Annotated in this window: 25 protein-coding genes and 2 tRNA genes; 9 read left to right on the forward strand and 18 right to left on the reverse strand. The window is 69.8% G+C overall.

Annotated features, from left to right (window positions below):
* Positions 1 to 14: 14 nt before the first annotated feature.
* From DFQ15_RS08350 to hemP, 5 genes are all read left to right on the forward strand, one after another.
* A complete protein-coding gene (locus DFQ15_RS08350) occupies positions 15 to 287 on the forward strand; it encodes a (2Fe-2S)-binding protein (RefSeq protein ID WP_110465537.1) in 273 nt (90 codons plus the stop codon).
* Between the two features lie 84 nt (positions 288 to 371).
* The gene (locus tag DFQ15_RS08355; protein ID WP_110465538.1) at positions 372 to 1,085 is read left to right on the forward strand and encodes an energy transducer TonB; all 714 of its coding nucleotides are present in this window, start codon (positions 372 to 374) and stop codon (positions 1,083 to 1,085) included.
* 20 nt (positions 1,086 to 1,105) lie between these two features.
* The gene (locus tag DFQ15_RS08360) at positions 1,106 to 1,822 is read left to right on the forward strand and encodes a MotA/TolQ/ExbB proton channel family protein (RefSeq protein WP_110465539.1); all 717 of its coding nucleotides are present in this window, start codon (positions 1,106 to 1,108) and stop codon (positions 1,820 to 1,822) included.
* A gap of 2 nt (positions 1,823 to 1,824) precedes the next feature.
* On the forward strand, positions 1,825 to 2,238 hold the full coding sequence (locus DFQ15_RS08365; protein ID WP_110465540.1) for an ExbD/TolR family protein: 414 nt from the start codon (positions 1,825 to 1,827) through the stop codon (positions 2,236 to 2,238).
* A gap of 129 nt (positions 2,239 to 2,367) precedes the next feature.
* The gene (hemP, locus tag DFQ15_RS08370) at positions 2,368 to 2,586 is read left to right on the forward strand and encodes a hemin uptake protein HemP (RefSeq protein ID WP_110465541.1); all 219 of its coding nucleotides are present in this window, start codon (positions 2,368 to 2,370) and stop codon (positions 2,584 to 2,586) included.
* A 176-nt stretch (positions 2,587 to 2,762) separates the two neighbouring features.
* Here the strand turns inward: hemP and DFQ15_RS08375 are convergent, their stop codons facing one another.
* A complete protein-coding gene (locus DFQ15_RS08375) occupies positions 2,763 to 3,170 on the reverse strand; it encodes a GlcG/HbpS family heme-binding protein (RefSeq protein ID WP_110465593.1) in 408 nt (135 codons plus the stop codon).
* Between the two features lie 216 nt (positions 3,171 to 3,386).
* On the opposite strand from DFQ15_RS08375, the gene DFQ15_RS08380 reads away from it, so the two are divergent.
* Entirely contained in the window at positions 3,387 to 4,085 is a 699-nt protein-coding gene (locus DFQ15_RS08380) for a Bax inhibitor-1/YccA family protein (protein WP_110465542.1), read from the forward strand.
* A gap of 267 nt (positions 4,086 to 4,352) precedes the next feature.
* Positions 4,353 to 4,742 carry a hypothetical protein gene (locus DFQ15_RS08385; RefSeq protein ID WP_233504352.1) on the forward strand — a complete coding sequence of 130 codons (390 nt, stop codon included), beginning with the start codon at positions 4,353 to 4,355 and terminating at the stop codon, positions 4,740 to 4,742.
* Between the two features lie 111 nt (positions 4,743 to 4,853).
* Here DFQ15_RS08385 and rlmD read toward each other — a convergent pair whose 3' ends face one another.
* The 15 genes from rlmD to DFQ15_RS08460 all read right to left on the reverse strand — a co-directional run bounded on the left by rlmD (position 4,854) and on the right by DFQ15_RS08460 (position 18,463).
* Positions 4,854 to 6,308: a 23S rRNA (uracil(1939)-C(5))-methyltransferase RlmD gene (gene rlmD / locus DFQ15_RS08390; protein WP_233504356.1), complete on the reverse strand. Its 1,455-nt coding sequence runs from the start codon at positions 6,306 to 6,308 to the stop codon at positions 4,854 to 4,856.
* A gap of 371 nt (positions 6,309 to 6,679) precedes the next feature.
* Positions 6,680 to 7,579, reverse strand: coding sequence for a peptidoglycan DD-metalloendopeptidase family protein (locus DFQ15_RS08395; RefSeq protein WP_110465544.1), 900 nt, complete (start codon positions 7,577 to 7,579; stop codon positions 6,680 to 6,682).
* Positions 7,580 to 7,591: 12 nt separating this feature from the next.
* Positions 7,592 to 8,377: a protein-L-isoaspartate(D-aspartate) O-methyltransferase gene (locus tag DFQ15_RS08400; RefSeq protein WP_374941015.1), complete on the reverse strand. Its 786-nt coding sequence runs from the start codon at positions 8,375 to 8,377 to the stop codon at positions 7,592 to 7,594.
* A gap of 49 nt (positions 8,378 to 8,426) precedes the next feature.
* Positions 8,427 to 9,242, reverse strand: a complete 816-nt coding sequence (gene surE / locus DFQ15_RS08405; protein WP_110465546.1) for a 5'/3'-nucleotidase SurE — start codon at positions 9,240 to 9,242, stop codon at positions 8,427 to 8,429.
* A 229-nt stretch (positions 9,243 to 9,471) separates the two neighbouring features.
* Positions 9,472 to 10,110, reverse strand: a complete 639-nt coding sequence (locus DFQ15_RS08410; RefSeq protein WP_146228689.1) for an exosortase H-associated membrane protein — start codon at positions 10,108 to 10,110, stop codon at positions 9,472 to 9,474.
* Complete coding sequence (gene xrtH / locus DFQ15_RS08415) at positions 10,107 to 10,640, reverse strand: exosortase H (protein ID WP_110465594.1); 534 nt, start codon at positions 10,638 to 10,640, stop codon at positions 10,107 to 10,109. The genes DFQ15_RS08410 and xrtH overlap by 4 nt, the downstream gene beginning before the upstream one ends.
* Positions 10,641 to 10,801: 161 nt before the next feature.
* A tRNA-His gene (locus DFQ15_RS08420) sits at positions 10,802 to 10,877 on the reverse strand.
* A gap of 63 nt (positions 10,878 to 10,940) precedes the next feature.
* Complete coding sequence (locus DFQ15_RS08425) at positions 10,941 to 12,872, reverse strand: SurA N-terminal domain-containing protein (protein ID WP_110465548.1); 1,932 nt, start codon at positions 12,870 to 12,872, stop codon at positions 10,941 to 10,943.
* A gap of 75 nt (positions 12,873 to 12,947) precedes the next feature.
* A tRNA-Val gene (locus DFQ15_RS08430) sits at positions 12,948 to 13,023 on the reverse strand.
* Between the two features lie 13 nt (positions 13,024 to 13,036).
* Complete coding sequence (locus tag DFQ15_RS08435; RefSeq protein ID WP_110465549.1) at positions 13,037 to 13,309, reverse strand: HU family DNA-binding protein; 273 nt, start codon at positions 13,307 to 13,309, stop codon at positions 13,037 to 13,039.
* Between the two features lie 323 nt (positions 13,310 to 13,632).
* Complete coding sequence (gene pgsA, locus DFQ15_RS08440) at positions 13,633 to 14,199, reverse strand: CDP-diacylglycerol--glycerol-3-phosphate 3-phosphatidyltransferase (RefSeq protein ID WP_110465550.1); 567 nt, start codon at positions 14,197 to 14,199, stop codon at positions 13,633 to 13,635.
* Between the two features lie 74 nt (positions 14,200 to 14,273).
* Positions 14,274 to 16,295 (reverse strand): excinuclease ABC subunit UvrC, encoded by a 2,022-nt coding sequence (uvrC, locus tag DFQ15_RS08445; protein ID WP_110465551.1) that lies wholly within the window; start codon positions 16,293 to 16,295, stop codon positions 14,274 to 14,276.
* Between the two features lie 44 nt (positions 16,296 to 16,339).
* On the reverse strand, positions 16,340 to 17,386 hold the full coding sequence (locus DFQ15_RS08450) for a CapA family protein (protein WP_233504353.1): 1,047 nt from the start codon (positions 17,384 to 17,386) through the stop codon (positions 16,340 to 16,342).
* On the reverse strand, positions 17,383 to 17,862 hold the full coding sequence (locus DFQ15_RS08455; RefSeq protein ID WP_233504354.1) for a hypothetical protein: 480 nt from the start codon (positions 17,860 to 17,862) through the stop codon (positions 17,383 to 17,385). The genes DFQ15_RS08450 and DFQ15_RS08455 overlap by 4 nt, the downstream gene beginning before the upstream one ends.
* Before the next feature lie 37 nt (positions 17,863 to 17,899).
* A complete protein-coding gene (locus tag DFQ15_RS08460; RefSeq protein WP_110465553.1) occupies positions 17,900 to 18,463 on the reverse strand; it encodes an STM3941 family protein in 564 nt (187 codons plus the stop codon).
* Positions 18,464 to 18,536: 73 nt separating this feature from the next.
* Here DFQ15_RS08460 and earP point away from each other — a divergent pair, with 73 nt between their 5' ends.
* Positions 18,537 to 19,604 carry an elongation factor P maturation arginine rhamnosyltransferase EarP gene (earP, locus tag DFQ15_RS08465; protein WP_110465554.1) on the forward strand — a complete coding sequence of 356 codons (1,068 nt, stop codon included), beginning with the start codon at positions 18,537 to 18,539 and terminating at the stop codon, positions 19,602 to 19,604.
* 108 nt (positions 19,605 to 19,712) lie between these two features.
* Complete coding sequence (efp, locus tag DFQ15_RS08470; RefSeq protein ID WP_110465555.1) at positions 19,713 to 20,267, forward strand: elongation factor P; 555 nt, start codon at positions 19,713 to 19,715, stop codon at positions 20,265 to 20,267.
* A 31-nt stretch (positions 20,268 to 20,298) separates the two neighbouring features.
* Here efp and DFQ15_RS18195 read toward each other — a convergent pair whose 3' ends face one another.
* Together DFQ15_RS18195 and DFQ15_RS08475 are read right to left on the reverse strand one after the other, a co-directional pair.
* Positions 20,299 to 20,562 carry a GNAT family N-acetyltransferase gene (locus DFQ15_RS18195; protein ID WP_374941014.1) on the reverse strand — a complete coding sequence of 88 codons (264 nt, stop codon included), beginning with the start codon at positions 20,560 to 20,562 and terminating at the stop codon, positions 20,299 to 20,301.
* Positions 20,563 to 20,602: 40 nt separating this feature from the next.
* The gene (locus DFQ15_RS08475) at positions 20,603 to 23,455 is read right to left on the reverse strand and encodes a DUF349 domain-containing protein (protein WP_110465556.1); all 2,853 of its coding nucleotides are present in this window, start codon (positions 23,453 to 23,455) and stop codon (positions 20,603 to 20,605) included.
* Between the last annotated feature and the right edge of the window lie 240 nt (positions 23,456 to 23,695).

Consider the following 23,695-nt stretch of genomic DNA (forward strand, 5'->3'; position numbering starts at 1 on the left):
CTCTGCCTGTTGCCATGATCGTCTGCGTCTGTCACCGTGTCTCCGACCGTGAAATTGCCCGTTCTGCGCGCGCGGGCCTCGATTTCGACGGGATCCAGTTCGAGCTGGGCGTCGCCACCCAGTGCGGCCAGTGCGAGGGCTGTGCCCGCGACATCGTCGCCCAGTGCAGTGCGTCGCACAAGGTGGCCGCGTTGCACCGCGACACGCCGGCCCAGGTGGTCCAGATCGCCAGCGCGATCCAGGACAGCAAGGCGTGGAAGGGCTCCCGGACGCTGGCTCCGGCCTGATTCCGGTCGGGCCGGCCTGCCGCCGGATCTTTTGCACGTAGAAATTTTCGCGCGCATCCGCCCCGGCGGCCGCGTGACCGCTCCATGAACGCAAGCCGCCGCTACGCCAACCCGCCGAACCGCACCAGCCGCCATGTCGTCATCGCCGGCGGCGTGCTGGCCCTCCATGCCGCCGTGCTCTGGGCGATCCAGTCGGGGCTGGTCCATCGGGTGGCGGAGGTGGTGACGCCGGTGGTCATGATCAGCGAAATCGTCACGCCGCCGGAGCCCAAGGCGCCTCCACCGCCGCCCTCGCCACCGCCGCCCGCTCCCAAGCCGCCCGCCCCGGCGCCCAAGCCCAGGGCCCCCACTCCGCCGCCGGCCCCGCGCCCGGTCGCGATCCCCGAGCCGACGCCCGCGCCGTCCGCCCCCGTCGGCGTGACCGCGCCGCAGCCGCCGACACCGCCGGTCGCCGCGCCGGTGGCGGCGCCCGAGGCCCCGCCGCCGGCACCGCCCGCGCCGCCGGCCCCGGCCAAGATCGAGCTGCCCTCGACCGATGCCGACTACCTCGACAGCGCCCGCCTCAACTACCCGCCGATCAGCCGGCGTCTGGGCGAGCAGGGCAAGGTGCTGGTGCGCGTGACCATCGGCCCCGACGGCAGCGCCCAGCACGCCGAGATCGCCAAGTCGAGCGGCTTCGAGCGGCTCGACAAGGCCGCCCTGGAGTACGTGCTCAAGCGCCGCTACGTGCCCGGCAAGGTCAACGGCGTGCCGCAGAGCATGGCCTACACCGCGCCCGTCAATTTCATCCTCGAATAATTCTCTGGAGTATCTGCACTATGGATTCGCAATTCGGCCTTTCGCACGTCTGGAGCCAGGGCGACTTCGTCATCCGCGGCGTCGCCGTCCTGCTGCTGGTGATGTCGCTCGCCTCGTGGCTCGTCATCCTGACCAAGGCGGTAGACATCGTCCGCTCGAAGAAATTCGCTCGCCGGGCCGACGACTTCTGGCACAGCGAGGACTTCGCCACCGGCCTGGCCAAGCTGGGCGAGAACGACGACAACCCGTTCCGCAACCTGGCGCTCGACGGCCGTGAAGCCGCCGCCCACCACCGCAACACCAAGGCCCACCTGCACGACAGCCTGGACGCGAGCGACTGGATCACCCGCTCGCTGCGCAACGGCATCGACGAGACCACCGCGCGCCTGCAGTCGGGCCTGGCGATCCTGGCCTCGGTCGGGTCCACCGCACCCTTCATCGGCCTCTTCGGCACGGTCTGGGGCATCTACCACGCGCTGATGAGCATCGGCACCGCCGGCCAGGCGACGATCGACAAGGTGGCCGGCCCGATCGGCGAGGCGCTGATCATGACCGCGCTCGGCCTGGCCGTCGCCATTCCCGCAGTTCTGGGCTACAACGCCCTGGTGCGCGGCAACAAGTCGGTGCTCAACAAGCTCAACAGCTTCGCCCACGATCTGCACGCCTACTTCGTCACCGGTGCCCGCATCAGCGTCGGCACGCCGTCCACCGTGCTGCCGCTCAAGAAGGGCGGTTGAGCATGGCCTTCGGTACCCAGGACGAATCCGACGAGGTGATGAACGAGATCAACATGACGCCGCTGGTCGACGTCATGCTGGTCCTGCTCATCGTCTTCATCATCACCGTGCCGGTGATGAAGAACGCGGTCAACATCGAACTGCCCCGCGCCAGCAGCCAGGCCGAGGACGTCAAGCCCGAGACGATCCGCCTGAGCGTGGACGCGAGCGGCGCCTTCTTCTGGAACGAGAGCCGTATCGAAGAGGCCGACCTGGAGCCGCGGCTGCGGGCCGCCGCCGCCAAGGACCCGCAGCCCGAATTGCACATCCGCGGCGACAAAGACGTGCGCTACGAGCGCGTCGCCATCGCGATGGCCGCCGCCCGCCAGGCCGGCGTGAAGAAGATCGGCTTCATCACCGAGCCGAAGACGAACTGATGCGGTTCGGCCGCCGGACCCCCCAGCGGCGTACCACGGCCGGTCGCGATAAAAATAATTCTCATTGGGTGTTGCGTCAATCCTGAGAATAGTTATCATTAATGCATCGCGACACATTCTTGCCCGCCCATGTACGCCACGCTCTCCGCCCCACCTGTCACCGCCCGTTCGCACCCTGCCCTGAACAGCCTGCCTGCGGATGACACGACGGCGCAGGGCTTCGACCACCGCACGACGGTAGAGAGCGAAGACCTGCTGCGCGGCGGCAAGTCGGTCGAGATCAGCCACAACGGCTCCGTCTACCGACTGCAGGCCACCCGCCTGGGCAAGCTGATCCTGACGAAATAAGTTTCATCGTGGGGCGACCCCGGGACTGGCTTGCAGTCCTGCAGGGTCGTTTTTGCCAGCCAACGGGTCCCCCCGTCCAGCCACGCATTTTTTCCCACCGTTTAACGACAAACGCCGACCGCATGGTCGGCGTTTTGCTTGGTGCCGGCACCAGGGGCCGGCGTGGCCCCTGTGCCTCAGAGGCCGATGGCCGCGATGCCGGCGCGGCCGATCTGCACGTCCTCGGACGACTTCACGCCGCTTACGCCGACCGCGCCGATGCAGTGGCCGTCCTTCATGATCGGCACGCCGCCTTCGAGCAGGCCTTCGAGGCCGGGCGCCGACAGGAAGGAGAAGCGGCCGCCGTTGATCATGTCCTCGTAGCTCTTGCTCTCGCGGCGGCCGGTGGCGGCGGTGCGCGCCTTGGCCGGTGCGATCTGGGCCGAGATAGGCGCGGCGCCGTCCAGGCGCTGGAGCCACAGCAGATGGCCGCCGTCGTCGACGATGGCGATAGTCACCGCCCAATCGTGCTTCAGCGCCTCGGCTTCGGCCGCGGCGGCGATGGTCTTCAGGTCGGCGAGTTCGAGGGTGGCTTTGGTCTGCATGGTGCTCCGCGATTGGGGGGTGTGGCGAATGAAGCGCACGAGCATAACGGCTGCGCCGCGTGTGGAAACCGCGCACCGGTCACAACAGACCCGGCACCGGTGGGAACGTCCGCGACAGGGTCTTGCCGCTGCGCCGCGGTACGCGGCCCCTAGAATCTCATCGCCCGGATCGCGGGCGACCCGTCTGCAGCCCGCAGCCCCCCCCTGGAGCCCGATATGACCTCCCCACTGCACACCGCCGGCCATGCCGACTACGGCATCGACGTCACCCTGGAGCGGCGCCACCGGGTGCTGCGCAACACCTACTGGCTGCTGGCGCTGAGCCTGCTGCCCACGGTGCTGGGCGCCTGGATCGGCGTGCAGACCGGCATCACCCAGGCTCTGCGCGGCGGGCTGGGCCTGATGGTGTTCATGGGCGGCGCCTTCGCCTTCATCTACGCCATCGAGAAGACCAAGAACTCGGCCGCCGGCGTGCCGGCGCTGCTGGGCTTCACTTTCTTCATGGGCCTGATGCTGTCGCGGCTGATCGCGGCGGTGCTGGGCTTGAAGAACGGCACCGAGCTGGTGATGACCGCCTTCGGCGGCACGGCCGGCGTGTTCTTCGTGATGGCGAGCCTGGCGACGGTGGTCAAGCGCGACATGGCGGGCCTGGGCAAGTGGCTCTTCGTCGGTGCGCTGGTGCTGATGGCGGGCGCGGTGGTCAACGTGTTCGTCGGCTCCACCGCCGGCATGCTGGCGATCTCGGTAGCCGCCATCGGCATCTTCAGCGCCTACATGCTCTACGACCTGAAGCAGATCCTCGACGGCGGCGAAACCAACTACATCAGTGCGACGCTGGCGCTGTACCTGGACCTGTTCAACGTGTTCCAGAGCCTGCTGGCGCTGCTGGGCATCATGGGTGGCGAAAGGGAATGATTCACCACTCACCCAGGCTTGCGCACTGCGTGTCGCAGCGCCCACCCCCTCGCCGGGGGCGACACCGGTGGGCCGGCGGAGCCGGACCCACGGTGTCCCTGGATCGGTCAGTGCCCGTCTTGGCCGCGGCGCCAATGCGTCGCAGTGCTGCGGTTCATCCCGACCTCGCGCTATGTTTTTGCTAGCGCTTGGCGCTGCGGGCTTCAGGAACGCCGGGTGCTGCCGATAACCTATCAAGCCGACCCGCCCGCAACACCATCCTCCACCATGACCTACGCACCCCGACTGTTCCAGCGCCTGAGCTGCGTCGCCGCGGTGGCCTTGCTGGCGGGCTGCGACATCCCGGGAATGGGACCCGATCCCAAGATCGCGCAGCGGGAGGCCGATGCACGCGCCGTGGGCGGTGCCTGTCGGCATGCGCTGCGGGGGATCGAGGACTGCTACTCGCTCAACCCCAAGGCGCCCAAGGCGCCGGTGTTCGCGGGCTGGAAGGACATGGACCAGTACATGCGCGAGAACAAGATCGAAGGCCGCGCATCGGTGATCGGCCAGGCGCCGGCCGCGGTGGTCGACGAGGCGGGCATCGACAAGGCCACCGAGAAGGTGATGGCGTCGCCGCCACCGGCCCGCAACCGGGGTGCCGGGCGCTCGCTCTAGAGCGTGTCGTGCACTTCGACGTACCCGCGACAGCCGGGCCTCTCCCCGACTTTCCCGAAGGGTGGGTCCCGCAGGCAGGCGCTCACGGCGTTGCGGACCTTGCCAAGGCTTTCAATCCACCACGACCCGATCGAACACCGCCATGCTTTCGACGTGTGCGGTGTGCGGGAACATGTTGATCGCGCCCGCCGCGCTGCAGCGGTAGCCGCCGTGGTTCACCAGCAGCCCGGCGTCGCGCGCCAGGGTGGCCGGGTTGCAGCTGACGTAGACGATGCGCCGGGGCGGGCGCCAGGCGGCCACCGCCGCCGCGTCGGGCAGGTCGAGGGCGGCCGCCGCCGCGGCGTCTCCGCCTTCGGCCGCGGCCATCACCGGCAGGCCCTGCTGCAGGCGGTGCAGGTCCACCACCGCCTTGGCCAGCGCGAAAGCGCCCTCGCGCGGCGGATCGACCAGCCACTTCTCGGCGATGCCGTCCTGCAGCAGCAGGCCAGGCGTCATGTCGAAAAGGTTGCGCGCTACGAAATCCGTAGCACATAGCCGGCCCGCAGCGCCGGCCGGACGCTGGTTCTTCTCGTAGTTTTCGCGCGAGCGGGCCACCAGGGCCTCGCTGCCCTCGATGCCGCGCACCGCGCTGGCCTGGGTGGCCAGCGGCAGGGTGAAATTGCCCAGGCCGCAGAACCAGTCGATCACCCGCTCGTCGCGCTGCACGTCCAGCAGCCGCAGCGCCCGTCGCACCAGCACCCGGTTGATGTGCGGGTTGACCTGGGTGAAGTCGGTCGGCCGGAACGGCATGACGATGCCGTAGTCCGGCAGGGCGTAGTCGAGCGCCGGGTCGCCCTCGTCCAGTAGCTTGACCGTGTCGGGGCCCTTGGACTGCAACCACCACTGCACGCCGTGTTGGTCGGCGAAGGCACGCAGCCGCCCCAGGTCGGCCTCCGACAGCGGCTCCAGGTGGCGCAGGACCATCGCGGTGACCGCGTCGCCGCAGGCCAGTTCGATCTGCGGCAGCGTGTCGCGGGCGTCCATGCCGCCGATCAGCGCGCGCAGCGGCATCAGCATCGCGCTCACATGCGGCGGCAGTACCGGGCAGACCTGCATGTCGGCCAGGTAGCGGCTCTTGCGCTCGTGGAAGCCGATCAGCACCGTGCCTTTCTTGGCCACGTAGCGCACCGACAGCCGCGCGCGGTAGCGGTAGCCCCAGGCCGGTCCCTCGATCGGCCGCAGGACGGTCTCGGACTTCAGCTTGCCCAGGTGCCAGAGGTTGTCCTCCAGCACCCGCTGCTTGACCGCCACCTGCGCCATCGGGTGCAGGTGCTGCATCTTGCAGCCGCCGCAGGCACCGGGATGCAGCCCGAAGTGCGGGCAGCCCGGCCGCACCCGCTGCGACGACTCGCGGTGGATCTCGGCGAGCGTGGCCTGCTCCCAGTGGTTCTTGCGCTTGAAGGTGCTGGCGCTCACCCATTCGGTGGGCAGCGCACCTTCGACGAACACCACCTTGCCGTCGGCGCGGCGGGCGACGCCCTGCGCTTCCAGGTCGAGCGAATCGATTTCCAGCGCACCGGCCGGCATGCGGGGATCGGGGATGCGGGAGGCGAGGGCCTGGGCGACGGGCGCTTCGGCCGTGGCGGTGGGGGACAGTTCGGCGGTCATGTTCTCGCGCTCGTCGGCGCTTTCAAGGCGGGGTGGCGGGCCGGGTCTGGAGCCCGGTTACCGGTGGCAACGTGTGGGCTCGAAACTCGATGCAAAGCCGGGCCACGGCGGTTTCCCCTGCGGTGTCTGGCTGCGCCGGGGCTATTCGCCCGATGCATCGAACCTTATCGGCGGGAGGATCGCAGGCGGTCTCGGCGAACGGTTCCCGCCTGCCGAGCAGACCCGGCGTGTCCGGGCGTGGTGGATGTTCGGCAGCGCGCTCGGGCCTCGCCGCCGGCGCCAACTAAGGCTTAACGCGCAGCCAGGTAGCGGGACGGATCGACCGGCTTGCCCTGGCGGCGGATCTCGAAGTGCAGCTTGACGCGGTCTGCGTCGCTGTTGCCCATCTCGGCGATCTTCTGGCCCTTGCGCACCGTCTGGTCTTCCTTGACCATCAGCGACTGGTTGTGGGCGTAGGCGGTCAGATAGGTGTTGTTGTGCTTCAGAATCACCAGGTTACCGTAGCCGCGCAGGCCGGCGCCGGCGTACACTACCCGCCCGTCGGCCGCGGCCAGCACCGGGTCGCCGGCCTTGCCGCCGATGTCGTAGCCCTTGTTCTTGGCCTCGTCGAAGCTGGCGAGCAGCGTGCCGCTGGCGGGCCAGATGAAGGCGACCTCGTCCTCGCCGCTCGGGCCGGGCGGCGGCACCACCGGAGCCACCACGCCGCTCGGCGGGCCGGCCGGCTTGGCGGCGGCGACGGCCACCGGCGGCAGCGCGCCGGCGACGACCGGGTCGCCCGACGGCGTGGCCGCCGCCGGTGGCACGGCGGGCGGCGCATGGGCCACCGCGCTCGGCGAGATGCGCAGCACCTGGCCGACTTCGATCAGGTCGGGGTTGTCCAGATTGTTCAGGCGGACGATGTCGCGCCAGTTGACGCCGTTTTCGCTGCCGATCTTGCGAATCGTGTCGCCGGGCTTGACCGTGTAGAAGCCGGGCCGGCCGGCGTTCTCGATGCCGGGCAGCGGCTTAGCGGCAGGCACCACAGGTGCCGGCGGGGCCGCGACCGGCGCGGTGACGAAAGCGCCTGCGCCCAGGCCGCGGTCTTCCACCGGCGGCGCGCGCCGGGGCTGGTCGGCAGAGCAGCCTGCGAACATCGACACCACCGCCAGCGCCGCCGCCCCGAGCCACAACCGTCCACGCAATCCCAACATGAGCAAATCCTCTTAAGCAATCCCCGATTTTAGGGGGACAAAGCGAACGTCTTCCAGAATGCTGTGCGCGAAGCCCTGCCTTTGGCGCTCGACCATCACCAGGGCCTGCCGGCCGTCGCCGGTTGCCATCGGAGCGATCAGCCGGCCGCCGACCGCAAGCTGGGCCGTCCAGGCGTCGGGCAGCGCCTCGCCGCCGGCCGCCGCGATGATGCCGGCATAGGGCGCGCCCTTGGCATAGCCGGCCATGCCGTCGCCGAAGAGCAAGTGCACGTTGGCCAGGCGGAACGGCCGCAGGTTCTCGCGCGCCTTCTCGTGCAGGCCGCGCAGCCGCTCCATGCTGTAGACCTCGCGCGCCACGCAGGCCAGCACCGCGGCCTGGTAGCCGCAGCCGGTGCCGATCTCCAGCACCCGGCCCAGCCGGCCGTCCTGCACGCCCTCGGCGCCCAGCAGCAGCTCGACCATCCGCGCCACCACGCCGGGCTTGGAGATGGTCTGGCCCAGGCCGATCGGCAGGCTGGTGTCTTCGTACGCCTGGGCGCCGAGCGCAGAATCGACGAAGCGGTGCCGCTCGACCGTGCCCATCGCCTCCAGCACCGCGGCGGAGCGCACGCCCTGCTCGGCCAGCTTCTGCACCAGGCGGGCCCGCATCGCCGGCGAATCCTGCGCGGCACGGACATCGGCTTCTTTTCTCGAATCGAAAAGGGCTGTAGCCGTCGCCGCAGGCCGACCACCAGCTACATCTTTGATAGCAACCTGCCGAGCGGCGAGCCGGGCGGGGAAACGGGGGCGCGACGTCACCGGACGGCCCCGGGGCCGCGCGGGCCAGTGCCGATCGCCAGCCTGGCGCTCATGCCGGTGCGCGAACGATGCCGGCATCGGGGTCGCGGTCGGCCTGCGGCGCCAGGCCGCCGCCCAGGCGCGCGGCCGTCTCGATCCAGTAGCCCAGGTTGTCGTGGTCGGTCAGGTCGACCTTCAGCGGGGTCATGGCGACATGGCCTTGCGCGGTGGCGTGGAAGTCGGTGCCCTCGGCATCGTCCTTGGCCAGGCCGGCGTTGCCGATCCAGTACATCGTCTCGCCGCGCGGGCTGTCCTGGGTGATGACCCGCTCGGCCGCATGGCGCCGCCCCAGGCGACAGAGGCGCACCGGCTTCAGCTCGGCCAGCGGCAGGTTGGGGATGTTGACGTTGAGCAACCAGGGCGTGGCGCCCACCAGCTGCTGCGCGATCATCTCGCCGACGATCTCGCGCACCTTCTGCGCCGCATCCTCCAGGTGGCCCCAGCCCTTCTCGACCTGCGAGAAGGCGATGGCCGGCACGCCGAAGAGGAAGCCCTCCATCGCGGCGCCCACGGTGCCCGAGTAGATGGTGTCGTCGCCCATGTTGGCGCCGTTGTTGATGCCCGAGACCACCAGGTCGGGCCGGTAGCCGAGCAGGCCGGTCAACGCGATGTGCATGCAGTCGGCCGGCGTGCCGTTGATGTAGCGAAAGCCGTTGGCCGCGGTGTTGACGTAGAGCGGCGCATGCAGCGTCAGCGCGTTGGACTTGGCGCTGTTGTTGTGCTCGGGGGCCACCACTTCCACCTGGGCGAGGTCCTGCAGCGCCGCGTGCAGCGCGACGATGCCGGGCGCCTGGAAACCGTCGTCGTTGGAGATCAGAATTTTCATGGGGTCCGCGAAGTGCAGGCGGATTGTAGGTGGCGCGATCCGTACCGCCCGGCGGCACGGCCCGGCCGTCAGAGGGACAAAACTTGCGCCCTGCCGGCACCCACGACGGCGCCCGCCCCGGGGCAGGCGCGCCGCCCGTGCACGGACGGACCGATCTCGACGCTGTCGAAGGTCATCCGCCGTGCGCCGGTCCGGCATCGACCGGCGCATCGTCCCCACTCGGAGAGACTCAGGCGCGCGCTGCCGCCGGGTGCCCTGGCGCAGCGATGGCTTGGAAGAATTCGCGGTCGAGCACCAGCCAGGCGACCACCGGCGACAGTGTCGGCAGCACCAGCACGCCGAACTGGTAGCCGTAGGCTATGCCCTCCAGCTGCCATTGCGAAACGCCCAGCGTCCCCGGGGTACCGGCGGCAGCCATCGCCATCTGCTTGAGCAGGTCGAAGCCCAGGCTGAACGCCTGGAACGGCAGCAGCAGCAAGTACCCGAGCAGCGCCCGGCGCACCAGCGACCGGCTGCGCGCGGCCAGCAACAGTGCCAAAAACACCGGCAGGCCGTAGGCGTAATGCGCGGGCTGGGCGCTGACGTCGATCTCACCCCGCATCTTGCCGGCCGGGCCTTGGGTGACCACCTCCAGCCGGGTTTCCACGTCGATGCGGGTGGGGTTGAGCCGCACCTTTCGAATCCAGTACGGTGCCCCGGCCTCCAGACCCATGCGGGCCAGCACCGCCGACGGATACGAGGTCCAGGGCGACACGGCGATCCACCCCGCCGTCAGCACCACCAGCCAGACCAGCCCCAGCAGGAAGAATCTGCGCAGGGACGGTGCCGGCCGCGGCGGCGATGCGACCGCGAGCGCGGTGGCGTTCATGCTGCCTTCGCCGTCGCCGTCGCCGTCGCCGTCGCGTCGGGGGTGGCGGGCGCGGCCGCGCGGAGGCCCTTGACCCACCAGAGCCAGACCACCAGCACGTCGAGCATGATCAGCGCCTGCCACAGGTATTCGTGGGCGAAGCGGAATGCGGTGTCGTTCCACTGCCCCAAGTAGAACAGGCTGATCACCCGCACCACGTTGAGCGCCTGCACCGCCACCAGGCCGACCGCCAGGCCGCGCAGCTTGTGCCGCCAGCCCGCCGGAAACGCCACGATGGCCGCGGCCAGCACGATGCAGGCCTCGATGCCGTTGCAGCCCGGCTCGATCGACACACCGAAGCCGGTGACGGTATCGAACAGCACCTTGCCGGTGGCGGCGGTGGTCGCATCGAACGCCGTGACCAGCCAGGCGCACACATGGGCCAGCGCTGCCGTCCACGGCAGCACCGCGTGCTGCTGGACCGGGTTCAGCATGTAGATGCCGAACAGCGAGGCCTGAATGCCCAGGAAGATCAAAAAGAAGCGAAGCATGGTCTGCGCAACATACCGCAACAAGTCGTTCGTACGCATGCTTCAGGTGTCGCGCTTACAAAATCATCCGTCGCCGGGCAGGTGCCACCCATCGCCGAAAGAGCGATTGTCAGGCACCAGCGAAAACGGCCTCCGCGAGGGAGGCCGTTTTCACTGAATACTGGGGTGGCTGATGGGGCTCGAACCCACGACAACAGGAATCACAATCCTGGACTCTACCAACTGAGCTACAACCACCGCAAGACGCGAATTATAGCGCGGCGCGAGGCGCTTGAAGAATTTCTGCGCGCCGATCCGGGCTCAGCCCTCGACGGTCGAGGCAGCCGGGCGATCGGCCTTGATCCGAACCTTCATCTTTTCCTTAAGCAGCTCGTAGTAGGCGGCACCTTCGGCCGAACTCCACCACTGCACCACCTGCGCGCGTTCGCGTGCCTGGTTGTCGCCGGTGGCGGGCTGGCGGGCCTCGACCTTGTTGACGCGCACGACGGCATAACCTTCGCCGCCCAGGTCGACGCCCAGGTCGACGCCCTCGAAGCCGGGCAGCGGTGCGGCGGCGACGCGCATCGCGGCATCGACCACGGCGCGCGGCTGCTGCTGGGGATCGCCGCGCGAGACGGTCACCGCGGCCGGCAGGTTGGCCTTCGCCGGATCGGCTTTCCAGGCGGCCAGCCTGGCTTCGCCGTCCTTGCGCGCCAGTTCGGCAGCGCGCTGGGCGGTGGCCAGTTCACGCACCCGTGCCTGCACCGCCTCGAAAGCCGGCGTCTGGGCCGGCGTGTGGCGCACGATGCGGGCGGCAGCCAGCTGGTTCGGACCGATCTCGATCGCCTCGGTGTTGCGCTTTTTCTCGATCGCGTCGGCGGAGAACAGGGCTTCGAGCAGACGGGGACTGGCCAGCGCACCTGCCGCGCCGGGCGCCGGCGCGCGCGTCACCTGGGTGGCGGTACGCACCGTCAGCTTCAAACGTTCGGCGGCGGGCTGCAGGCTTTCGGCCTGCTCGTAGACCGCGTTGGTAAAGGTCTCGGCGGCTTCGGAGAACTTGGCCTGGGCCCGCTGCTGTCGGTACTCGGCTTCCAGCTCGGGCCGCAACTCGGCGAAGGTGCGCACCTTGGGTGCCTTGATGTCGGTCAGCATGATGATGTGGTAGCCGAAGTCGGAGGCGACCACATCGCTGATCTCGCCCTTCTTCAACGCGAAGGCAGCATCCTCGAAAGGCTTGACCATCGCGCCGCGGGCGAAGAAATCCAGGTCGCCACCGTTGGCGGCGGAGCCCGGATCCTGCGAGTTCTTGCGGGCGAGTTCTGCGAACTGCGCCGGGTTCTTGCGTGCGGCGGCGAGCAGTTCGTCGGCCTTGGCCTTCGCCTTGTCGCGTTCGGCGGCGGGCGCGTCCTTCGCCACGGTCAGCAGGATGTGGCTCGCGCGGCGCTCCTCCTGGCCGGCCAGCTTGGCCTGGTTCCGCTCGTAGTAGGTGCGCAGCTCCTGTTCGGTCGGCACGATGGTCTTCTTGATGCTGTCGAGGTCGAGCACGAGGTATTCGACGTCGGCCTGTTCCTGCACCCGGAACTGCTGCTGGTGCTGCTGGTGGTAGGCCTGCAGATCGGCATCGGTCAGCGCCACCTTGGCGGTGAAATCCTGCGGCTTGAATTGCGCGACCTGGATCGTGCGCTTCTCGAAGAACGGATCGAGCGCGGCGTTGGCCTGGCCGGTGGAGGCGAAGGCGGTGGCCTGCACCGAGTCGATGATCTGGCGCAATGCCAGTTCGGCGCGCACGCTGGACTCGTACATCTCCGGGGTCATGCCCTGGCGCTGCAGCGCCTCGCGATACTGGGCCATGTCGAGCTTGCCGTCGGGGCCGCGCAGTGCCGCGACGCCCGGGTCGTCGTGCAGGATACGGGCCAGGCGGGCATCGCTCGGTAGGATGCGCTTCTGCTCGGCTGCCGTGCGCAGCACCCGCTCGCGTACCAGGCGTTCAAGCGACGCGTAGCGGGCCTCGGGCGAATCGAGCAGGCGGGTGTCGACGTTGGGCGACTGGGCGCGCATGCGTTCGATGTTCTGGCGGTGGGCGGCGTCCCAGTCGCCCTGCGTGATGTCGTGTCCGTCGACCGTGGCCACGGTGGCGCTGGACGACATCGACTGCCGGTAGCCATCCACGCCGAACAGTACGAAGGACGGGATGATCAGCAAGAACAGCACGATCATCACGATCTTCGAGTGCTTGCGGATGGACTCAAACATGGGGGATCTTTCAACGACGACGCGGAGCGGAAAAGGAAAAGGCGAACCTGGGTTCGCCTTTTGCCGTGTCGGTGGTGGTGGGTGCTGAGGGGCTCGAACCCCCGACCTACGCCTTGTAAGGGCGCCGCTCTACCAACTGAGCTAAGCACCCCACGCGACAGGAATCAGTTCAACGCATCTTTCAATGCCTTGCCCGGACGAAACTTCGGTACTTTAGCAGCCTTGATCTTGATGGTGTCGCCGGTGCGGGGATTGCGGCCGGTGCGCGCGGCGCGCTTGCCCACCGCGAATGTGCCGAAACCGACGAGCGACACGGTACCACCCTTCTTCAGCGTGGTCCTGACGGCGCCGATGGTGGACTCCAGCGCGCGGGTGGCGGCGGCCTTGGAGATGTCGGCGTTCTTGGCGATGTGCTCGATCAGTTCGGTTTTGTTCACGGGATCCCCTCGAAGAGATAGGTGTTGACCGGAGTCGGGTAGGTGGTATCTGGTTCTTCCCTTGCTCGCGGCCGTGTTGCGCGGGCTGCAGTCGAGTGGGCGGAAGAAGACCGGCGCGATGCGCAGTGCGTCAGATTAGAGCTACGGACAAAGGTGGTGTCAACAGGAAGAAGTCTGCCGTCTCGCGACGGCGCGGAGCCGGAATTCTAGACGGTTTTACCCCTGGTGCAGGGCCCTGTGCGCTGACGTTTCCACCCATGGTGACCCGGGTTTGCAACACCCGCCGGAGGCCCGCCCGAAGACACTTGCGGCCTGCGGCTTTTTCAACGCACGCGCGCCCGTATTTCGGGCAATGCCTTCTGCAGGTAGTACACCATCGACCAGATGGTGAGCACCGCCGCGATCCAGATCAGCACGATGCCCCAGAGGCCGGTATCGACCACGCCGAAGAGCGTGCCCTGGTAGAGCAAAAACGGGATCGCGACCATCTGCACCATGGTCTTGACCTTGCCCAGCATGTGCACCGCGACGCTGCCCGACGCACCGATCTTGGCCATCCATTCGCGCAGCGCCGATATCGCGATCTCGCGTCCTACGATGATCAGCGCGACGAAGACGTCGGCCCGGTGCAGATGCACCAGCACCAGCAGCGATGCGCAGACCAGGAACTTGTCGGCCACCGGATCCAGGAAGGCGCCGAAGGACGAGGTCTGGTTGAGCTTGCGGGCCAGGTAGCCGTCGAGCCAGTCGGTCGCGGCGAAAACCACGAACATGACGGTGGCCAGCAGGTTGCGCATCGGCTCGGCCATCGGCAGGTAGAACACACCCACGATCAGCGGAATCGCGATGATCCGCGTCCAGGTCATGATGGTGGGGATGGTCCAGAACATGGAACGATTGTGCCACCCGGCCTTCGGGCAGAACGCGTGCAGATGTACCGGGCGCCGAAGGCGCGCACAGCCGCTCAGTGCAGCGCGCGGTAGATATCTTCTGCCAGCTCGTGCGAGATGCCCTCGACCCGCGCGATGTCCTCCACGCTGGCCGCCGCCACGCCGCGCACGCCGCCGAAACGCTGCAGCAGCCGCGCCCGCTTCTTGGCGCCGATGCCCGGGATGTCCTCCAGCTGGCTGCCGCCCACCCGGATCTTGGCGCGCTTGGCGCGCATGCCTGTGATGGCGAAGCGGTGCGCCTCGTCGCGTATCTGGGCCACCAGCATGAGCGCTGCCGAGTCGCGGCCCAGGTAGACCTTCTCGCGGCCGTCGGCGAAGACCAGTTCCTCCAGGCCCACCTTGCGGCCCTCGCCCTTCTCCACGCCGATGATCAGCGCCAGGTCGAGGCCCAACTGCTCGAACACCTCGCGCGCCATCGACACCTGGCCCTTGCCGCCGTCGACCAGCACCAGGTCGGGCATGCGCGCCGTCTTGGTGGCGGGATGGTCGGGGTCGGCAGATTCGCGCGCCGCCTCGGCCAGCTTGGTGTAGCGGCGGGTCAGCACCTGGCGCATGGCGGCGTAGTCGTCGCCGGCGGTGATGCCTTCGATGTTGTAGCGCCGGTACTCGGCGTTCTGCATCTTGTGGTGCTGGAACACGACGCACGAGGCCTGCGTCGCCTCGCCCGCGGTGTGCGAGATGTCGAAGCACTCGATGCGCAGCGCGTCCAGGTCGTCGGGCGCCAGGTCGAGCGCGTCGGCCAGCGCGCGGGTGCGCGCCTGCTGCGATCCCTCTTCGGCCAGCAGCCGTGCCAGCTGCAGCTCGACGTTCTTCTGCGCCATCTCCAGCCAGATGCGGCGCTGTTCCCGGGGGTTGTGCACCGCAGACACCTTGTTGCCGCTCTGCAGCGTCAGCGCCTCCACCAGCATGCGGTTCACCGGATGGCTGGTGATGAGCGCAGACGGCACCGGCACGCCCAGGTAGTGCTGGGCGATGAAGGCTTCGAGCACCTGCACCTCGACCGGCTGGCGCGCGGGGGCCGGGGCAGGAGCCGACGCGGTGGCACCGGCCTCGCCGTCCACGCCAGCGCCGTCCTCGGCCTCCGCGGCGTCGGCGGCCTCCTCCGCTTCCATCAGCGCCGCGGCATCCTCCACGTGCACCGGGAAATACGGCCGGTCGCCCAGGTGCCGGCCGCCGCGCACCATCGCCAGGTTGACGCAGGCGCGGCCGCCGTGGACCTTCACCGCGAGGATGTCCGCGTCCTTGTCGGTATCGGTCTCGACCGACTGCTGGTGCAGCACCCGCGACAGCGCGGTCATCTGATTGCGCAGCTCGGCCGCCTGCTCGAACTCGAGCCGCTCGGCATGGCCCATCATCCGCGTCTCCAGCGCGCCGATGACCTGCTGGGTGTCGCCGCGCAGGAAGCTCTCGGCATGCGCCACGTCGACCCGGTAGGCCTCGGGCGAGATCAGGTCGACGCAGGGGCCCGAGCAGCGCTTGATCTGGTAGAGCAGGCAGGGCCGGGTGCGGTTGGCGAAGACCGTGTCCTCACAGGTCCGCAGCCGGAACACCTTCTGCAGCAGCTGGATCGATTCCTTCACCGCCCAGGCGCTGGGAAACGGCCCGAAGTAGCGGTGCCGCTTCTCGACCGCGCCGCGGTAGTACGCCACCCGCGGAAAGGTGGTACCGGGCGAGGCGGCCACCGCGCCCCGCTGCTCCGGGTTGCCGGTGATCTTCAGGTACGGATAGCTCTTGTCGTCCCGGAACAAGATGTTGTAGCGCGGGTTCTGCGTCTTGATCAGGTTGTTTTCGAGCAGCAGCGCCTCGGCCTCCGAGCGCACCACCGTCGTCTCCATCCGCACGATCTTGCTGATCATGTGGCCGATGCGGGTGCCGCCGTGGCTCTTTTGAAAATAGTTGGCGACGCGCCGCTTCAGGTTGCGCGCCTTGCCCACGTAGAGCAGGCCGCCGGCGGCGTCGAAATAGCGGTAGACGCCCGGCAGCGCGGGCAGCGCCGCGACCTCGCTGAGCAGTTGATCGGAGTGCACGTCGGACATGGCCTATTGTGGCCGCGGCACGGGCCGGGATCGCCGCCGTGCGGTCAGTTCCCCGTGGCGTTGCAGGTCGATACCGCGCCGTCGCCGCGCTGCCAGCACGGCGTGGCCGCGTCGCGCACCGGATGCGGCACGCCGTCGCGGTCGAGCCGCACCGGATCGGTCCGCAGGCTGCGCACGCCGCGGCGGTCCAGTTCCAGCCGCAGCACCCAGCCCCGGGTCTGCGCCGGGTTGTCGAGCGCGTCGATCATGAAGTTGCCGACGCTGTAGACGACGGGCACGCCGCGGCGCACCTCCGCCTCCTGCGTCACATGCGGATGGCCGCCGATCACCGCGTCGGCGCCCGCCGCGACCATGCGCTGCGCCAGGTCGCGCTGCCGGGCGGTGGCGACGCGGTCGTTCTCCCAACCCCAGTGCATCACCGGAATCACCAGGTCGGCGCGGTGCACCGTGCGCGCGGCCCGGATGTCGTCCTCCACCTGCTCGTCCTCGCTCCAGGCGATGCCGGGCGCCCGGGCCTCGGCCTCGAAGCTGCGCGGCATGAACTCGTTGTAGCCCAGCAGCGCGATGCGCAGGCCCTTGCGCTCGACGACCAGCGGCGCATGCGCCTCGCGCAGGTCGCGCCCGCCGCCGAAGCGGCCGATGCCGCTGCGGTCGAGCAGCGCCAGCATCTCGGTGAACGCCGCCCGGCCGAAGTCGCCCGAATGGTTGTTGGCGATGGAGACGGCATCGACGTGCCGACGCAGCACCGCCAGCGTCCGCGGATGCGCACGGAAGTTGTAGATCTTGTAGGCGGCGCTACCCTGCGTGGCCACCACGCATTCGAGGTTGGCCAGGCGGATGTCGGCCCGCAGCAGATGCGCGGTGGCGGCGAAGGGGTCGCGCCCCCGCGCGATGGCGCGGCCAGGCCGGCCGTCCAGCACGATGTCGCCGGCGAAAACCAGGCTGACGGTCGCGTCGCCATTCGATGCGGCCGGCGCGGCGGCGGGACCGGACGCTTGCGCAGCCCCGGCCCACGCAACGCCGACCTGCACCACGCCCGCAGCGCCGGCCTGCAGCATCCGCCGTCGGGAGACGGAAAGCGACCACGTCATGGCAGGGTGCAGGCGTAGTGCAGCTGCCGCTCCAGCGGCGGCGCGATCACCGTGTGCTCGCCGGTGAAGCCGCCCGGCAGCGGCGCGCGGGAGAACGGCGGCAGGTACCGCGCTTCGTGCAGCAGCACCGGCTGGCGCGGCGTCTCCAGATAAACATAGACCTTGACCGCCTCGATCCGCGGCGTCTGGCCGCGCACTACCGCCTTGAACCGGAAACGCTCGTCGATATCGACCGCCTCGGCCGCATAGGGATCAGTATGGGGCGCGACCGCGATGGTGTGCACCGTGCCGCCATACGACACCGCACACCGCACGGCCGGGCCGGCCGCCGCATCGAGTGCCGCCGGCGGGCTCTGCGCTGCCGCGGGCCTCACGCCCAGCCCCAGGGGCGACAGGAGCAGTGCGATCCCAATGCCGCTCGCAGCGCGCAAGCTGCCAAGTCGCAGCCGGCGGTGGAGATCGGTGATAGGCGTCATGGCGGGGCGCGCTGCATCGCTGGCGATACGGCCCGGATCAGACCGCGGCAGCCGGCGCAGCAGCACCGTAATGCGCGCGGTACGCATGCGCCACCTGCACCAGCTCGTCGAAGCCGATCCGCAGCGCGCCGGCCGGGATCGCCACCGGGCTGCCGCACAGGCGGTGGTCGGCCTCGGCCAGCGTGCGCCCCAGGGCCGGCGCCCGGTCGAGCAGGCCCTGCGCGTCGGCCACCTGCACCACCAGCGTGAACTGGTGGCGCACCTTCAGCACCGCCAGGCCGGTGATGCTCGACCAGGCGATGCGCCCGGCCTGCACGCTGCTGATCCGGTCCACGATGCCGTCGGCGTCGAAAGTGAGGCCCGGCGTCCGGTCGGCCCAGCCGCGCCAGCCGAGGCGCAGGCACAGAGCCGCACCCACCCAGGCCAGCGCACCCAGTGCCCGCACCGGCAGCAGGCTCTCGAAACGGCTCTGGCCGGCCAGCCAGGCGGCGTCGCGCAGCAGCAGCCACAGCCCGGCAGCGCCCAGCGTGGCGGCCGCGGTCAGCAGCAGGAGCGCTTTGGCGCGGCTTCGTTCGATGGCGAGCGAGGGAGCGATGTGCATGGCGGGATTATCGACAGACCGCATCGCCCTTGCGCTGCCGCCGCCGACAATGCGCGGACAAGGACACGCACGCATGCAATGGGACCTCTTCTGCCGGGTGATCGACAACTACGGCGACATCGGCGTCTGCTGGCGGCTGGCCGCCGACTTGGCCGGCCGCGGCGAGCGGGTGCGGCTGTGGATCGACGACCCGGCACCGCTCGCCTGGATGGCGCCGGGCGGCGCGCCGGGAGTGGAGGTGCTGCCCTGGCAGCCGGGCCGCATCGCGGACCTGTCGCCGCCCTCCGAGGTGCTGGTGGAGGCCTTCGGCTGCGATCCCGACCCGGCCTTCCTGGCCATGGCGGCCACCCAGCCCCAACCGCCCGTCTGGATCAACCTGGAGTACCTCTCGGCCGAGGCCTACGTCGAGCGCTGCCACGCCCTGCCCTCGCCGGTGATGCGGGGGCCGCTGGCGGGCGCGACCAAGTGGTTCTTCTACCCCGGCTTCACCACCCCGACCGGCGGCTTGCTGCGCGAGCCGGGACTGGCCGCGCGGCAGGCAGGCTTCGACATGGCGGCCGCCCGGCACGCGGCCGGCGCGGCGCCCGGCGACCTGCTGGTGCAGCTCTTCTGCTACGAGCCGGCCGCCTTGGACGAACTGCTCGCCCGGCTGGCCCACGGACCGCAGCCGGCGCGCCTGCTGGTGGCCGCCGGACGGCCCGCGCGGGCCGTCCAGGCCGCGATTGCAGGCGAAAAGTGGTTGCAGCCGGCGTCCGGCGCCGACCACCTGCTATCGATTTCGAAGTGCCCGCCGGTACCGCAGCCCGCCTTCGACGAGCGCCTGTGGGCGGCCGACCTGAACTTCGTGCGCGGCGAGGATTCGTTGGTGCGGGCGCTATGGGCCGGCAGGCCCTTCGTCTGGCAGATTTATCCGCAGGACGACGGCGCCCATGCCGGCAAGCTAGACGCCTTCCTCGACCGGTTGGAAGCACCCGCCGGCCTGCGCCGGTTCCACCACGTCTGGAATGGCATTGCGCCCGGGCCGCTGCCGCCCTTCGACCTGCCGGCCTGGCAGGCCTGCGCCACCGCCGCGCGGGCCCGGCTGCAGGCGCAGGACGACCTGGCGACGCGGCTGTGCCGGCTGGCGACGCAAAAACGCTAAAATCCGAGGCTTTGCGCAATACGGGCAGCGACTGCCTGGTGGCGCCCCGCCGGCTGCCTCCCTGGGCCGTAGCCGGCCTGCAACCCAGCCCCAACAGGCCTCCAACCTATGAAAATAGCTCAAGAAATCCGCGCCGGCAACGTCATCATGCACGGCAAGGACCCGATGGTCGTCCTCAAGACCGAATACAGCCGCGGCGGCCGCAACTCGGCCACGGTCCGCATGAAGCTGAAGAGCCTGATCGCCAACTTCAACACCGAAGTGGTCTTCAAGGCCGACGACAAGATCGACCAGATCGTGCTCGACAAGAAGGAGTGCACCTACTCCTACTTCGCCGACCCGATGTACGTCTGCATGGACAACGAGTACAACCAGTACGAGGTCGAAGCCGAGAACATGGGCGACGCGCTCAACTACCTCGAAGACGGCATGCCGGTAGAAGTGGTGTTCTACGACGGCAAGGCCATCTCGGTCGAGCTGCCGACCAGTGTCGAGCGCGAAGTCACCTGGACCGAGCCCGCCGTCAAGGGCGACACGTCCGGCAAGGTGCTGAAGCCCGCCAAGATCGCCACCGGCTTCGAAGTGCCGGTGCCGCTGTTCGTCTCGCAAGGCGACAAGATCGAAATCGACACCCGCACCGGCGAATACCGCAAGCGCGTCTGAACGGCGCTTCCCGCATACGGCGCGTTCGGCATCACCCCGCAAAGGCTCCTCCGGGAGCCTTTGCCCTTTCGGCGGGCGCCACCGCCAGGTAATAAACCCAGCCGCGGTGGCCGTCGTAGCCGACGACCATCGCGCTGCCGACGATGGTGCCGGCCTGCTCCGCCACGAGGAACATCCCCGGCTGCACCACCTGCTTGCGGGCGATGTACTTTGACCGGATATTTCCAGGGCCGCACCAGGCCGCAGGCCTGTCACAGCGCCACCACGGCGGATGTATCCGCCGCCGCGAAGGCATGCAGGTGAACTGCGGGCCGGAGTGTCCGCCCCCACTGCGCTCAGGACGTCTTCAGCAGCGTCTTCAGCACATTCTGCAGACGGCGGGCGTTCTGCGCCTCGCTGGGGCTGGCCAGCACCTTGGCCACGTCTTCGCCCCAGGTCTGGGTCGGGGCCGGATCGTTGCGGCGGGTCAGCAGCTGCAGCTGCAGCAGGCGACGGGCGCTCATGTGCTCGGCCGGCGTGGGTGCTTCCGCGGCGATCTCGAGCCGCAGCAGCGCTTCCGCCGCATCGCCCTTCGTCGCGCCGCCGAGGGCCTGCGACCAGGCGGAGCGCACGGCCGGTGCCACCCGCGGGCCCAGCTCCTGGGTGCCCGGGATCGCGGCCGGATCGCGCTTCTCCCACGCTTCCATCAGGTGGCTCAATGCCTCGCCGTGGGCCTGGGCCGCCAGCTTGCGCAGCGTGGCCTGGGCATGTTCGAGGGCTTCGCGCTGGGCGCGGAAGGCGGCATCGCCCAGGCGCGGGCCGCGGTCTTCGTAGGCCGGACGGTCGCCGAAGCGGCCGCCCGCACCCGGGCCACCGGCACCGGAGCCGCGCGGGCCGCGGTCGTCCGGACGGCCGGGACGGCCAGGGCCGCCCGGACCCCGCGCACCCGGACCACCGGCGCGGTCGCCGAACTTGCCGCCGCGGCCCGGCACCACCGGCTCCGACTTGCGCATGCCGGGACGGTCGTCGCCCCGCACCGCCACGACCGGCTTGGGGGCCGGCTTCGGCGGCGCGGCCGTTTCCGCGGGCGCAGCGGCCTCGGCCGGCGCGTCGCCTTCGGCAGCCGGCTCGGCCGGCGCATCGCCTGCAGCGGCCGGCGCGGCCGCATCGCCACCCTCGGCGTTTGCTATGTTTTCAGTAGCAGAAGGTCCGGACGCAGCGCCGGCTGGCGCCCCGTTCGGTGCAGGGCCGGCCGCCGATGCGGCCGCGGCCGCATCGGCCTGGCCGCGCAGCGCGGCGTCGAGCGCCGACATCGCGGCGCGGATGCGCTGCGCGTCGCCGCTGGCGTTGGCGGCTTCCAGGGCCCTGGAGGCGTCGAGCACCACCCGGTCGTGGTGGCTCACGGCCGATGCGGCCTTCTCGCGCTCGGCCGTCTTGCGGTTGAACGCATCGTCGATCGGCTTGCGGAACGCGTCCCACAGCTTCTGCTCGTGCTTGCGGTCGAGCGGCACGGTCTGCGCCTCGGCCTGCCAGCGCTGCTGCAGCGCCTTGACCGCGTCGATCCGCAGCATCGGCGCGGCGCCCAGGGCGACGGCCTCGTCGATCATCGCGTGGCGGCGGGCCAGGCTGTCCTTCTGGGCCGCCTCCATCGGCGCGGCGGCGACGGCGAAGGCCTCCTTCCACTGCGGCTGGATCTCGGCGAAGGCCTTGTCGCCCAGGTGGCCGGCGTCGCGCCAGCGGTCGGCGAACTGGTGCAGGCCGCGGTTGAGCGCCTTCAGGTCCTTACCGCCGGCATGCGCCTGGCCGAAGGCCTTCAGTTCCTCGATCAGCGCCAGGCGCTGGCCGCGGTGCTCGGCGGCGTCGGCCTTGACTTTGTCCAGCCATGCCTCGACGACCTTGTGGGCCTCGTTGCAGGCTTCGTCGAAGCGCTTCCACAGCGCATGGTTGGACGGACCGCCCTGGTCGGTCAGCTTCCATTCCTCGCGCAGGCGGCGCAGGGTTTCCTGCATCTTGCGGCCGCCGAGGGCCTGGCCTTCGGGGCGCTTGGTCAGGCCTTCCGCCTGGGCGACCAGCTCTTCGCGCAGCTGGTCGGCACGCCAGCGCTGCCAACCTTCGAGTTCGCCGGCGGCCGACAGGGCCGCGTGGACCTTGGCTTCCAGCGCCGGGTCGATGTGGCGGCCGTGATCCTTGAGCACGTTGCGCAGCGCTGTGGCGGCACCGGCGCTGGCCTTGCCGTGGCCTTCGGCGGTTTCCTGCTCCAGCTTGCCGACGGCCTCGGCCACCGCCTTTCGGGCCTTGTCGCGCACGGCCGGATCGACCATCTTGCCGCGCGGCGCGCGGAGTGCGGCACCGGCGGTCGGGGCAACGCCGTCTTCGGCGGCGGCCACGCGGGCCGTGCCGCCCCGGGCGACAGTCAGCTCTTCCGCCCACACCGGCACCGGCGGCAGCGGCGCGGCGGCGTCGGCCGCGGCCGCCACGGCCTGGGCCACGGCGGCCTGGAAGGCCTCCCACACCACCAACAGCTGGGCCTTGGAGGCATCGAGCTGCGGCGGAAACTTGGCCTCGACGCTCGGCCAGGCAGTGTCGCCGACCAGCGCGGCGGCCTGATCCTGCCAATGCCGCACGTCGCTGCGCAGGGTGTCGACCGCGCCCTCCGCATCGCGCCACGGCTTGGTGGAGAGCACCTCGATCCGCTGGGCCAGCAGCACCGCGGCCTCGCGCTGCACCTGCACCCGGTGCTGCAGGTCTTCGATGACCTTGACCCGGTCGGCTACCTGCACCTTGAGCAGCGACAGCGGCGCGCGAGAGAGCGGCGCGCCGGCCTTGGCGGCATCGCGCTGCCAGGCCAGCGCATCGGCGATGTTGAGCTTGGACGCGGCCAGCAGCGCCTGGGCCTTCTCGGCCCATTCGGCGGCGATCGCCTCCTGGCCCTTGGCGCGCTTCAATTCGTCCAGGCGCTCGCGCAGCGGACGGGCGGCACCCTTGTCGCGCACGCTCAGCTCCTTGAAGACTTCCTGGATCTGCTCGGCGGAGGGTTGGCGGGCCAGCCAGTCGCGCACGCGCGAGGCGCGCTCGCCCGACGTGGCGGCCGAAAAAGCGCCGCCCGTCAGCGCATCCAGCGGATGCGCTTCGGAGGCCTTGGCTGGGATCGGGTTCACGTCGTTGGCGTCGGGCATTGTCTTGGGGTTGCGGGAAGGGAATGGGAACATGGGGCGGATGGAGCGGATCGGAAGCCCTGGCGCAGCCTTTTTGCGTGCGCGCAGCGCCGGGCGGCTTTTGCCGGGCCGGCCGCCGCAGGACACGGCGAGGCGAAGGCGCTATTTTCACCGCCTTTTCGGGCGGCGCACTTCGGATGATGACAGGCCGGTCTTTCGGCGGGTCAAAGCCACGGCCCGCAGCGGCCGGCAGATGCTGCCCGTCGCCCGGTTTTCCGCGCCTGGGAGGAACAC

This window comes from Xylophilus ampelinus, assembly GCF_003217575.1.
Taxonomy (GTDB): domain Bacteria; phylum Pseudomonadota; class Gammaproteobacteria; order Burkholderiales; family Burkholderiaceae_C; genus Xylophilus; species Xylophilus ampelinus.